Genomic DNA, 12,982 nt, shown 5'->3' with positions numbered 1-12,982 from the left:
CCCCCACGACGCGGCAACCGACGGAGGCGAAAAGGGCGGCGCGGGGCCTTCGTCTCTGGCGTCCAATCACCGCCCCACCGGCACAAGGCCGGAATGGTGGCGGGGCGAGTCGCCGCTGTGGCGGCGCCGGAGGATCCGCCTCTACGCGGTTCCGCGACAACACACGCCGGCGAGCGCAAACCCGGCGCCCCGGACGCGCCGAAGCCCGCGACGACGCGAGCTTGCCTCGGTCGGGCCATGATTGACCGCGGGAGGGCGACTGCGCTAAATACCGTTTACCCTCCCCGCGTGGCGAACCGGGGGAAGGTCGCGAATCTTGGTCGACGACGCGCCACTACTGCACTGCTTCGGATAACGCTATAATGAGCCACGCGCCTGCACATCCGAATGGCGAGCAAAAGCTTACGCGAGATGGATATTCTTGTTGACTACAACAACGTTCTTGACGCCGACAGGCGAAGAGGGGTGCGGTATGTCACCGAACGAGTGCTAACCGCCATCGGTCCAGGCTGTTTTGGTGGCCGCGGTCGTGCGAGGTTTCGGCTCTACGACGGTTGGTACGAACTCCAGTCGCCGAGCCGGGTCGCCCAGGAGGTCTCTGCCGATGTCCAAGCGAACACTCCGCACACGGCCAGCATTTCTGACGGCGCTAATATCGCTAAAATAGTCGTTACGGTTGAGCTAGCGTATAGCCTTCGCAGCGACCCGACCATGCATCTTTGGCATACGTTCCGGCCGAAGGCCCCGCAGAGCAATTTTGAATGCAAGGATCCACGCCTTGCCGGCTGCCACGTGCAGGCTTGCCCGCTCCAAGCGACAGCCACATTCATCGCACGACAGCGTTGCCCGGAAAGGGGCTGCATGATAAAGCCCCCCGACCTGCTGATGCGAAATGAGCAAAAGCTCGTGGATACGATGATTGCGGCAGATTTATTTTATCTGTTTTTAAGAACTGCATCCGCTGTCGCCGTCGTGTCGTCAGACGACGACTACCTCCCAATTATTCGGATGCTTGTCCGGGAGGGGATGACGGTGTTTCACGTGCTGACTCGTCCAGTCCATCAGTCGATCGCATTATATCTCAGCAATCTGGACAACAATAAGTACGTTCAGTTGCAAATGTAGGTGACATTGTGACAGTAGAAGACTTTAAACGCGCACTGACCACGTTTGCCGACAGCCCAGCCGATGTTGACTTGCGCAAAGGAACCCTTGTCCTCCAAATCGGCGAAGACATAATTGAGGCTAGCGTCGCGGTTCGTGAAGGTGACGTTACCGTTACCGAAAACGGTCATACCTTCTCTGCCGCTAAATGGCTTATTCAAAGGGTGGCTCATTTACCACTTCTCGCCGACCGAATTCTCGCTCACACTCCGCACGAGAGCACATTCGTCTCTCCCGACGGAGACATGCTCGACACCATCGACGCGTCACCCGACGATCGCGATCGATACGTACCGGACGCCCCAAAGGCACTTTTGGGAATGCTCGATTCTCGACCGGCCGGCGCTGCATCCGTCGTCTATCTGACATCCGACGCTGGGGAAGGTAAAACGACGCTCATTTCATACCTAGCGCGAATGCAGGCTGAACGGTACAAACAAAAAACAACGGATTGGCTGCTTGTGCCGATTTCGCTTGGCGGCAGAACCTTCATGCGATTCGATGATGTGATTGTCGGAGCCCTGATGAATCGCTTCCGATTCAACTTGCTCTTTTACGATGCCTTTCTTGAGCTCGTCCGACTAGGCGCAGTCATTCCCGCACTTGACGGATTCGAAGAAATGTTCGTGGAAGGAACCGGAGGGGATGCAATGTCAGCGTTGGGTAACCTCATGCAGGCCATGCAGTCTACGGGGTCGGTCTTAATCGCCGCTCGGAAAGCCTATTTCGAATACAAAGACCTTCGCGCGCAAACGCGTCTCTTCGACTCCCTCGGTGGCCAGTCTGTGACGTTCACGCGCTTGGCGCTCAGGCGTTGGGACAAGTCACGATTCCTATCGTACGCCCAGAAGCGGGGCATTGCCGATGGCCCAGACATTTATGACGACGTTTCAGCGCAACTGGCGCCGGACCACCCGCTGCTGTCGCGCGCAGTGTTGGTGCGCAGGCTCCTCGATATCGCAGGTAAATCGCCCGATCGGACGGAATTATTGCGAAGCATCACACGCGACCCGTCTGATTATTTCCGGCAATTCATTGGTTCGATCATCCAGCGCGAGGCGAACGAGAAATGGATCGACAAGGTAGGGGAGCCGGCTCAGCCGCTGATCTCAGAGGAGGAACACTACGAACTCCTGTCATCATTGGCGTTTGAGATGTGGAGCAACGGAACCGAGAACCTGCCGGCCGATGTCGTGGCCTTCGTTGCGGAGATGTTTGCCGAAAGCAAGAAGAAGAATAAGGTCATATCTCATCAGATCGTCGAACGGCTTAAACAACACGCGCTAATCATCAGTACTGGCAATTCGCGGATCAGTTTCGATCATCCGGAATTTTATCACTTTTTTCTGGGTGATGCCATTGGGCAAATGATTTTACGGGGCGACGCGGCGGCGCTGCGCCACGCTTTTAGGGAGTCGGTCCTGCCCTTGCTCGCAATGGAAACAGCGGCTCGCGCAGCCGCGAAAAGCGGTCGAAGCATGGCGGAAATCATTGGGATCGTAAACGGCGTGTTCGACAGCGAAGCAAGGATGTCACTAGTCCGGGAGAACATGAGCGGCATCGTTGGGTTTCTCCTGGACATCGCACAGGTAAAAGAATGCACGGTGGCGGGATGTACCTTTCCCTGCGACGCGTTGAGGGGGCGTCACTTCTCAGATCTTGGCTTTGCGAATTGCTACTTCCAGCGAACATCACTGGACAAGACTCGGCTGCGGAATGTGAGGTTTGGCCGATGTGAGTTCGAGGGCATTGACTTGAGCACAGTCGAACATATCGAGAACGTAGAGCTTGTTGATTGTACCGTGCGAAACGTGATTGCGGTCGGCGGAGACACGTCAGTCTTCGCCCCAACGAGCATTGCGGCGGCGCTAATCGAGGCGGGTATCAACGTGACGTCGACGGATCCTATTGCGCAGCCGGCGACTGGTGCGGATGTCGACGAGTCGCTAAAGGCCGTCGAGCGATTATTGAGAGCGTTCATGCGGTCTCCGTCAGGGCTGAACGAGAATACGATTCGCCAAAGGCTCGGTACGCATGCAGCAATCTTCTTCCGCGATGTCCTGCCGCGGATAGAAACGGCAGGCTTGATTGCGGGTGTTGAGTATCGGGGCCGTGACCACCAAAGGCGATTTCGCTTGGCGGCGCGCCTCGATTCGATCACCGATGCACTTGAGCGTTGCGAAGGAGACTTTGAGCGATTTCTGGCCCTCGCGAAATGAAAAAACGTCGAGCGTTGTCGCCGCTGCGTCCGTGCCTCAGCGGCCCGGTCGTTCATATCAGTGCTCAACCTCCCGTTTCAGTAGCTTGATTTCGTCGGCGGTCAAATCGAACAGCCGATAGACGTGGTCGTTCAATTCGGTTTCCGCGTTCGCGACTTGTTGCGTCATCGATTTGATCTTAGCGCGATGTTCTGTAAGGTATGGCTCCCATTCGTCCGCGGCTCGCGGGTTCTTGAACGGATTTGATCCCAGCTTGAAACTGGTCTTCAAGGCGTCCCCGAGCGCGGCCAAAGAATGCTCCCACCAAGACTGAGCCTTCTCGTTCAGCGTCCCGAGCGACTGGCCGTCGCGCGAGACGCCGAACGACTCGATCAGGCGCCGCTGAACGTGCGATTGCAGTCGGCAGCGCTTGAGCGCTAACACCCCGCTGCGCTCGGCAAGCGTGGCGATCGCGTGCCGATCCGCGTCGCTCGCAGCAGGTATTGGGATGGCGCTCATCGACTGTGTGAAGAGCCGATACTGCCACCGGTCGCCGCGGAGTCGTAGCGGCTGGGCGGTTTTGCTGATGTAAAACCAGGTCGTCCAGGACGAGAGTACGCCGAGCAGATACGGATCATCACCAGGCACGAAGTACGCCGTGTTTCCCGCGCATCGCGCGGAGCGATCGAGACTGAACCGGGGCAACTTGCTGATGTCTGGCCACATAATCTTCGGCTGGTCGAAAGCGTCCCAATACCCGCATGCGCGAAGCTCCCACCAGAAGTGCCCTTGATCTTGCCGCTTGATTGCGCGCTCGCGCGATGCGTCAAGGTGCGCATGTACGGCCGGGTAATGTTTGGCGAAGACCGCCTCGGCCTGATCGCCAGCCCCCGACCAGGGCCAGTTGTGGTTGGCGCTCGATTTGATGGCAAGCAGATACTCGCCAGATACTTCGATGTAATAGGGCCGCAGGTGAGTGCCCTGCGCGAACGGTTTGATCAGGTCGGCGCTTCGTGGGTCCGCCGCGAGCAATTCCGCCCGCTTTGCCTCACTGATCACAAAGACGTCGGTCAGGCCCGTCAGCACTCCGCGAAGAATCCGGCCGCGGCAATACTCGTCGAGGCTCTGGCCCGCTGATGCAAGCTTTTGGCGCAACCGCCGCGCGTCGTCCGACTCTAGTTCCCAAGGTGCCGCCGACAGGTGATTGACCGTCATTGTCGGCGAAGACAAGATGACCTCCGATAGGTTCTCAGGAGGATGGCCGCTCGTGAGCCACTTGAAGAGGCGCAGTTGCGCGTGGCTCCCGGCCTTTTGAAGGACCGTGATACTGGGGCGAATCATCTCGGCATCTTCAAAGGGTTGGTATTCGCCAAAGTCGACCATTGATTCAACGCTGGCGTTGGCCAAGATGAAGCGTCGCAGAGCCTCACCGAAGCCTGCTCGCACCCAACTGCCGGACGTGATGAACGCTAGCCGGCCGCGCTCGCGAAGGATGTTCAGACCAACTTCAAAGAAGTAGGCAAAGATGTCAGCCGTGCCGTCGAAGGTTTGAAATACTTTTTCCCAGTGCGGCTTGTACGGCGCCAACCATTCCTGGCGGATGTAAGGGGGATTGCCGACCACCACATCGAAGCCGCCGCCAGCGAAGACTTCCGGGAATTCCCTATGCCAGTCAAAAGCCTTTGCATGCACCGCCGGGTCGCCGACCACGCTGTTGCCGACGCGGATGGTGTGGTCGAGGCTCGTTAAAACCTTGCCGCGTTCGGCGGTCTTGATCCAGAGGCTCAGGCGGCAGATTTCGATCGCCTCTTCGTTCAAGTCGACGCCGTAGAGATTGTTCTCCAAAATGCGCTTGTCGAGGTCGAAGAGCGTGCGGTGCCCGCGAAGCTCTTGGAGGCGGTCGTTCGAGGCCTGATAGGCGGCGTGCAGTTGGTCGAAGGCTTCGATCAGGAACGCGCCGCTACCGCAGGCCGGGTCCAACAGCCGGATCGAACCGAGCTCGTCCTGCCACGATTCCCAGAACTTGACCAGCGCCGCCCGCGCGGCCGGCTTCAAGTCGTCGAGCTTGTAGACGTTCGGATCGGCCAACGCCGTTCGGGCAGGACCCTTCTTGGCCGCCGATTCTTCGTGACCGCGGCGCAATCGCGCGAAACGGTCTTTCAACACCCCGCCCAACGCTTGCTCGATGATGTACCGCGTGATGAAGGCCGGCGTGTAGAAGGCGCCCTCTTTTTTGCGGCGTGTCCGGGCAGTTTGGGGCGTTTTGGCCGTCATCGCGTGAGGTGACGGGCTGGGAAGCCCATCCTCCTTGCCCTCTTCCTCCAACGGACCACTGACCACGGACAACGGACCATCCGACAACTGACTACGCAGCTTTTCCAGATCGCTGATGGATTGCTCGAAAATGTGCCCGAGAATCTCGACGTCGATCAGGCTGCTGCCGGCGGCCGATTGCGCGGCCTGCGAGGCGGGACGATAGTCGTAGGCGCCCAAGTCGCGAAAGGAGCCGCACACGGCGTCGGACACGCGCAGACGGTCGAGCAGCGGGTCGGGAGCGAACAGCCCGCCGTTGTAGGCGTGGATGCCCAATGCCGCGTTGCCGCCGTTGATCGAGTCGAACAGGCCGCGGAAATTGTCCCAGATGGGGCGCGGATGGTAGGGGTCGCGGTGCTCGTAGGCCTTGCGGATCGTCTCGGTCGGCAACAGGCCGCGGTCTTCGCAGAAGGCGCAGAAGAGCACGCGGTCTAATAACTTTTGCGTGGCGGCCAGCACGTCGCCGCGCGGGGCGTCGGGATTGTCACGGGCAAGTTCCTGGAAGGCGCTCTGCCGCATGTCGGCGTAACGCTGGTAAAAGTCGCGCGTCAGTTCGCGGCCCACCCGTTGCGATTCGTCCCAGAGCGAATAGAGATGGCATCGCCCGGCGGCCGGTACGACCCGCTCGGCCCCCAGCAGGAACACGAACCGCTTGAGGTGCGCCGCGTCGTCGGCCAACTGCTCGGTGTCGAAACGCTCGTAGGTGTGCTGGTCGGCGCCCTTGTAATACAAGCGGGTCTCACGCACCGACGTGACCACAATCCAGTCGCAAGGCAGGTTGATGGCGTAGCGATAGGCTTGATCGACGGCCGACATGCGGCGGCCGGCAAAGGGGCGGTCGAGCGGATCGCGCGGGCCTTTGCCTTCCAGGGCCACCAGGTAACGTGCCTCGCCGTTGAAATCGCCCAGCACGGCGTCGGCGAACTTGCCGTCGACCTCGACGTGCTTCTCGCGGGAGATGGTGTAGCGCGGCTGCCCGTCGGCCGGGCGAGAATAGCCCAATAGGCCGCAAAAGAAGTCCGTCAAAAAGTCCGGCAAGATCTCCTGCTCTTTGAAGCTGTCTGCGCGACGCGAGGCGAGCAGCTCGGCCCAGTGGCCCAGCTTGGGCGCGACGGTCTCGACGCGGTCGGGCAGCGGAAAGGCCGCCAGGTGCGTGCGGAGAACGTCGGGACGGAAGAGCGGCTTGGCTTCGAGGGGCACGGGGGAAGGGGTTGGGGATTGGGGGTTGGGGATTGGGGGCGGCAGAGCTACGCCGAGAGTATAAGGCACGCGGGGCGGAGAAAGAACAAGGCGGCGGTTTTGTGTTTTGGGTTTTGGGTTTTGGGTTTTGGGTCTTCGCGGCGCGGCCCGAGTGGAACAAGCCAAGCCAGCGGCGTGATAGGATGCTGGCCGAGTCTTGATCCGTGCCCATCCGTGTCATCCGTGGCTCCCCTTTTCGTTCCTGCCACGTGGCCGCCGGAAAGCACCGATCAAGCCAGTTGGCCAGGAGGGGGTTGATGGCGGCTCGCCGGGACAGACCGGCGAACCTAGCGGCTTCGTGGCAGCCCTGGATGCGTGCCTAAGAATTGAGCAGCGGGGCCGCGCGGCGGTCGAGCGCGGCAGCTCGGCCCACGGCTTTTGCAAATTTGCAATAGCCGGTCAAACACGGCGTTTTTTATCGTCTCATACCTAATTGGAGGGCAATCCGCGCGGACTGCCTAATCTATACGCATGGGGCCGATGTTATGCGCATATATTAGGCAATTGTGGATAAAGATGAGAGATGAGGGATGAGCGATCAGGGAACGGGGCAGTCGCCAGAGCGGTGCAAGCCAGTTTCCATACATGATGAGAGAGGAGCGATCAGGGATGAACCCATGCCCCGCTCAAAGGACGGATGACAGAAAGGTTACCTGACAGAAAAATGAGCCATCCAATGGCACCTCGCTCGGCGGCCGCGTTCCCCATTTTTCTGCCAGGTAATCTTTCTGTCAGGATCCGCGGCCGAAAGGTTCCATCACGGTGGAGCGTGATGCCTACGATACGTGCCCAAGCCAGTCGGCGAGTAGGGTGCAAGTAGGCAGAACCGGACGGCCGCGGAATGCCCCACAAAGCCGAACTCGCGACTTCATTTCCCTCGTCCCTCATCCCTTGATCGCTCATCCCCTCTTCGGAACTACGAGATGATGAAATCCCTCGGGTTTTTCCCATCAGCCCAAATTTGCGCTGACGGGCAGCCGCTCTGTAGGGAACGCCCGGTGTGGCGTTCCGCGCAGCGGGGTCGGCACCAACCCGCACGGCCTCGCAACGCCACGGAGGCCGGTCCCTACAGAGCCGCCAGATGGTTCCGCGCTTGTACAAGTCGGCGTCGATGTTTTCGCGTGTCGCCGCAAACCGCTGGCCCCTACCAGCTTAAACGGCCCAGGCGGCGCGCTTGCTTTTTATTTTTCACAAGCAAACGCGCCCCTGAACCCTGAACCCTGAACCCTGAACCCCCCCGAACCCGGAGAACCCTTCACCATGCCCAAGCGAGAAAAGACGCAGCCACCCGTCAAACGCACGACGGCGGACGAACGGCCGCCCAGCCAGCGCGATTGCGGAATCTACGAACAACATATCCTGCGCGGCGAGACGCAACTGCACGTGGCCGCGGCACACGCCTTGTCGCAGCAGCGAGTCGCCCAAATCGCCGCGCGTGTCGAAGCCTGGCTCGCCGCCCACCCCGAACATCCCCTGGCCCAAAGCCTGCGGCTGCGCTGCGCGCGGCGCTGGGAGACGCTGTGGGATGAGTCGATGGCCAGCTTCGCGCGCAGCCGCCAAAACCGCGAAATCAAGAAAGAACGCACCGCCCGACGCAAGGCCACGGCCGGCGGCGAGGCCCTGCCCGTGACCACCGTCGTCGAACAGACCGTTCGCGAACAGAACGGCGACCCGCGGTTTCTGAGCATCGCCCGCGGAGGGTCGACGGAGACGAACGTCAGCGGGGCCACAAATCCGGTCGGCGTTATCCGTCGCGGAAGCGTAAAGCTTTCGCGCATAATGGTTTGCGATTCGACCGTCGGCGGGGCACCATTCGGCATGCCGCTCACTTTGGCCGCGCGCGGCCAAAGTGACGGCGGCCCGTTCGTCTCCGGCAGCACCTGCCGAGGCGACACGCGTGTCGCATGCGCGGCGGAGTAAACGGCTTTCCTCTCGCGGAGCGAAAGGGCTACGGTCGGCAAAGCGTCGCGCGCGACGCTTTTGCCGGCGGCCCGTAGTCTGCGGCAGCGCGCGCCGATGCGACACGCGCGTCGCATGGTGGCGAGGTAAACGGCTTTCCTCGCGCGGAACGACCTACTCACTCTTGCGCTGTTTCCGGCAACGTCTCGCCGGCCTCGACCAGCAACGTCTCGACCCACTTGTCAACCGTGGCATCGCCCGGCGAACCGAGCGACTTGAAGCGAATCTGGCCTTCCACGTCGAGAAAATAGAGCGTCTATTGGCTTCGTTCCAGCACAAACCGAGCCAGCCTGCGCAATGCGGCGCGCTGGCGGCTGCGCGGCAAAATGCGAAGCTGCTCGACCGCCCGACGAGCATAGCCTTGCGCGCGCTTCCGCGTGTATTCCAGTGCGTCGCTGCGATCGAGCAACTCCTGCAGTTCACGGCGTTGCTGGTCGCCGGACGATTCAATCAACGCCAGCACCCGACGGCGCTCCGCGCCGGGGGCCTCAGCAATGAGCCGGATCAGCGGCAGCGTCAGTTTCTGCTGCGCCAGGTCGCTGCCCAACGACTTGCCGGTGGTTTCTTCTTCGCCCACCAGATCCAAGAGGTCGTCGGTGATTTGAAAGGCGATGCCCAGATGGCGGCCATAGCGCTCCATGGCCACGGCCACTTCCGGCGAAGCCTGAGCGTAGTGGGCGCCCAAGCGGCAACAGCAGGCGCACAACTCCGCGGTCTTGGCCTCGATGATCCGCAGGTATTGGTCCTCGCTCAGGTCCAAGTTGCCGCGGTTGGCCACCTGGCTCAACTCGCCCTCGCAGACAATGTTTGTCGAGCGGCCGATCATCTCGCAGGCAAACGTGCTCCCCACCGTGCTGGCCAGGTAAAACGCATGGCTGAACAGAAAGTCGCCCAAGAGCACGCTCGATTGGTTGCTCCAACGCGCGTTGACGGTATCGAGGTGGCGGCGGACCGCGGCCTCGTCGAGAACGTCGTCGTGAACCAACGTGGCGGTGTGTACCATTTCGACCACCGCCGAGAGCACCAGGTGCTCATGCCGCACCGGCCCCAGGGCCTTGGCCGCCAGCAACAGCAAGGCGGGCCGCAAGCGTTTGCCCCCCAGGCGAAAGGCGTGCTTGACCAGTTCGTCGATGGCCGGCGAACTGCTGCGGATTTCGGCCCGCAGTATCTCTTCGACCTGCGCCAACTCGCCGCGGATCGGCTCGTAGAGCAGCTTCAAGCGTTGCGGCACCGACACGGGCTGGACCACGGTTTGGCTCATAGATTTCCTTGCCTATGCGTCTCGCTGATAATGCCCGCTGCGGCCGCCCGACTTCTCTTCCAACCGCACGCGCTCGATCGTCATTGAGCGGTCGACGGCCTTGCACATGTCGTAGATGGTGAGGGCCGCGACGCTCACGGCGACCATGGCTTCCATCTCCACGCCCGTCTTCGCCGTAACCCGCACCGTCGCTTCCATCGCCACGGTCACGTCGTCGGGGAACGAAAACGCCACGTCCACGGCTTCCAGCGGCAGCAGGTGGCAGAGGGGAATCAACTGCGGAGTCTGCTTGGCGGCCATGATGCCGGCCAACCGGGCGACTTCGAGCACGTCGCCCTTGGCCAGGCCTCGATTGCGGATGAGCGCGAGCGTTTCCGCGGCCATCCTCACCCGAGCGGAGGCGCGGGCGATGCGCACGGTGGCTTCCTTGCCGCTGACATCCACCATGCGGCTGGCGCCTTGATCGTCGAAATGTGTGAGATCGGCCATTGGGTTTCCCCATTTTAAGACGGTATTGCTCCGCGTCGAGGGGGCGGTCCTTTGCATGAACGTAACCGTAAACGAGGGTCAGGATTAACCGGAGCCAGTATTTTGGATTTCGGATTTTGGATTAGGGCCAATCCAAAATCCAAAATCGAAAATCCAAAATCAGGGCTGGGCCGGCGCTCGCAAGCTCGCTGGCCCACCTTACACACAGCGGCCAGCGGCGATAAACTGAAACTAGGCGGTAACCCTTGGGAGAGTAGACATGAGCGAGCAGGCACACGCCGACGGGGGCTCGGGGCTGTTGCGATCTTCACCGGCGGACGAGCCATCGCCGGTGCCGGCCGTACCACGGACCAAGCCACGCGTTGCTGCCGGCAAAAAAGAGCGCGTCGCCAAACCGTTGACGGATGCCGCCGAGAGCAAGGCTGCGTCGGCGTCGGTTGTACCGCTTTCCTCTTCATCTCCGACCGCGGTTGCCGCCGAGGGGGCCGAATCCCGCCGGCGCCGCTGGTTGCCGGCCTGGGCCATGCGTTTCGGTACCGGCGTCTGCTTTTCGGCGGCGGTGCATCTGGTTCTGTTGATTCTGCTCGGCATGTGGTTCTTGCCTCAGCTCATCAAACCTCATTTCGCCGAACTCGAAGCCGCCGTGCTCGACCGCCCCGACGAGCTCTTGAACGAGGTGCTGGAGACGAAAATCGATCCGGCCAAGACGCTGGCCTTGGTCAGCTCTTCGCCCGTCGCCACCACGGCGGGCAGCGTGGCCATTGCGGGCGTCTCGCAGCCGACGATCGACCGCACGGTGGCCGAGACGGACTCTCCGTCGGTGAATGTCGGCGATCTGGTCGAGTTCAACTCGTCGGGGGCGGCGTTCAACGCGGAAGTGCCGCAAGGAACGCTCGGCGAGCCGCAGGCCATTGTCGATAGCTATCAGGAGGCCATGGACCGCATCACGCACGAAATCCTGCACATGCTCTCGAAAGGCAAAGTGCTGGTCATCTGGTGCTTCGATCAGTCGGAGAGCATGAAGGACGATCAGCAGGAGATTCGCGACCGCATCGACCGCGTCTATAAGGAACTGGGCTTGGCAGATGTCGCCGCCGGCGATGCACTGATGGGCGCCGTCACCAGCTATGGGGCCGAGTTCAAAATCCACACACCCAAGCCCACGGCCAACGCCGACGACATCCGCACCGCCATCGGTGAGGTGCCCATCGACAAGACGGGCAAGGAAATGATGTGCAGCGCCGTGCAGTACTCGATCTCGGCCTTCCACAAGTACGCCACGTCGGGCAGGAGGCAGCTCGCGTTGATCCTCGTCACCGACGAAAGCGGCGAGGAAGAAGACAGCTTTCAGAACCTGGAGGCGGCCGTCAAAGAGGCCCGCGACACGCGTTGCGCCGTGTATGCGCTGGGCCGCGAGGCGGTGTTCGGATACCCCTACGCCCACATGCGCTGGATCGACCCGCAGACCAAGATCCACTTCTGGCTGCGGATCAATCGCGGTCCGGAAACGCCCTTGCCCGAACAGTTGCAAATCGACGGCTTCACGCGGCGCTGGGACGCGCATCCCAGCGGTTTCGGCCCCTACGAGCAGGTGCGGTTGGCACGGGAGACGGGCGGCGTGTTCTTTATGTTGCCCAGCCCCGAAGTGAACCTGGTGGCCCGCGACGACCGCAAGTATGAACTGGAGCGGATGCGGCCCTACTTGCCCGACCTTAGTTCGCGGGCCGAGTACCTCAAGCAGCGCGACAAGAGCAAGTTGCGCAGCACGCTCTGGCAGATCATCATCGATCTGAACCCCTACAACCCCAAGTCGTCGAAATACTGCACCGTGCGGGTGACCTTCCCGATCGACCAGCAGGAGTTTGCCAAGGCGGCCGCCGAAAACCACCAGACGGCCCTTGGCATGTACGAGTATCTGCTGCAGGCCGAGAAGATGCTCGACAAGGTGAAGCCCTTGCGCAGCCGGGAGCAAAGCTTTCGCTGGCAGGCCAGCTACGACCTGATGTATGCGCAGGTGATTGCCTATCGGATCCGTATCCAGGAATACGCCGCCTATCTGGAGGAATTTGTCAAGCACCCCAAGGAAATCACCAATCCGTTGGGCACCGACAAGCCGACCACGCACTGGGACATTCGCACCCGCAAGCAAACGATCACCGGCGACAAGACGAAAGCCGACCTCGAGCGGGCCACGACTTTGCTGAAAGAAATCGTCCGGCTGCATCCGGGGACGCCCTATGCCGCTCGTGCCGAATGGGAATTGCACCGCGGCTTCGGTGTCGAACTGATCGAAGCCTTCTACGATCCTCGACGCGGCAGCGTCAAAGTGCCGAATCTCTAAACCAAGAGCTTCACGCGG

The 12,982-nt window shown here is 61.2% G+C and carries 7 protein-coding genes; 4 read left to right on the top strand and 3 right to left on the bottom strand.

Annotation, left to right across the window (positions count from 1 at the left end; genetic code table 11):
• The first annotated feature begins 411 nt into the window (after positions 1 to 411).
• Positions 412 to 1,125, top strand: coding sequence for a hypothetical protein (locus tag VNH11_18215; protein HVA48307.1), 714 nt, complete (start codon positions 412 to 414; stop codon positions 1,123 to 1,125).
• An 8-nt stretch (positions 1,126 to 1,133) separates the two neighbouring features.
• Positions 1,134 to 3,383: a hypothetical protein gene (locus VNH11_18210; protein HVA48306.1), complete on the top strand. Its 2,250-nt coding sequence runs from the start codon at positions 1,134 to 1,136 to the stop codon at positions 3,381 to 3,383.
• 57 nt (positions 3,384 to 3,440) lie between these two features.
• Here VNH11_18210 and VNH11_18205 read toward each other — a convergent pair whose 3' ends face one another.
• Positions 3,441 to 6,875 carry a DNA methyltransferase gene (locus VNH11_18205; protein ID HVA48305.1) on the bottom strand — a complete coding sequence of 1,145 codons (3,435 nt, stop codon included), beginning with the start codon at positions 6,873 to 6,875 and terminating at the stop codon, positions 3,441 to 3,443.
• Positions 6,876 to 8,174: 1,299 nt separating this feature from the next.
• Here VNH11_18205 and VNH11_18200 point away from each other — a divergent pair.
• Positions 8,175 to 8,834: a hypothetical protein gene (locus VNH11_18200; GenBank protein ID HVA48304.1), complete on the top strand. Its 660-nt coding sequence runs from the start codon at positions 8,175 to 8,177 to the stop codon at positions 8,832 to 8,834.
• Between the two features lie 295 nt (positions 8,835 to 9,129).
• Here VNH11_18200 and VNH11_18195 read toward each other — a convergent pair whose 3' ends face one another.
• Both VNH11_18195 and moaC read right to left on the bottom strand, forming a co-directional pair.
• Positions 9,130 to 10,134: a polyprenyl synthetase family protein gene (locus VNH11_18195; GenBank protein HVA48303.1), complete on the bottom strand. Its 1,005-nt coding sequence runs from the start codon at positions 10,132 to 10,134 to the stop codon at positions 9,130 to 9,132.
• 12 nt (positions 10,135 to 10,146) lie between these two features.
• Positions 10,147 to 10,623: a cyclic pyranopterin monophosphate synthase MoaC gene (gene moaC / locus VNH11_18190; protein HVA48302.1), complete on the bottom strand. Its 477-nt coding sequence runs from the start codon at positions 10,621 to 10,623 to the stop codon at positions 10,147 to 10,149.
• A gap of 259 nt (positions 10,624 to 10,882) precedes the next feature.
• Here moaC and VNH11_18185 point away from each other — a divergent pair, with 259 nt between their 5' ends.
• Positions 10,883 to 12,964, top strand: coding sequence for a vWA domain-containing protein (locus tag VNH11_18185; GenBank protein ID HVA48301.1), 2,082 nt, complete (start codon positions 10,883 to 10,885; stop codon positions 12,962 to 12,964).
• Positions 12,965 to 12,982: the final 18 nt, after the last annotated feature.

This window comes from Pirellulales bacterium, assembly GCA_035533075.1.
Lineage (GTDB): Bacteria > Planctomycetota > Planctomycetia > Pirellulales > JAICIG01 > DASSFG01.
This window is presented reverse-complemented; position numbering and strand designations above follow the sequence as displayed.

Bases quoted from the DNA above. Each gene is read 5' to 3' on its own strand.
- VNH11_18195 (HVA48303.1), bottom strand. From the start codon at position 10,134: ATGAGCCAAACCGTGGTCCAGCCCGTGTCGGTGCCGCAACGCTTGAAG.
- VNH11_18185 (HVA48301.1), top strand. From the start codon at position 10,883: ATGAGCGAGCAGGCACACGCCGACGGGGGCTCGGGGCTGTTGCGATCT.
- VNH11_18200 (HVA48304.1), top strand. From the start codon at position 8,175: ATGCCCAAGCGAGAAAAGACGCAGCCACCCGTCAAACGCACGACGGCG.
- VNH11_18215 (HVA48307.1), top strand. From the start codon at position 412: ATGGATATTCTTGTTGACTACAACAACGTTCTTGACGCCGACAGGCGA.
- moaC (HVA48302.1), bottom strand. From the start codon at position 10,623: ATGGCCGATCTCACACATTTCGACGATCAAGGCGCCAGCCGCATGGTG.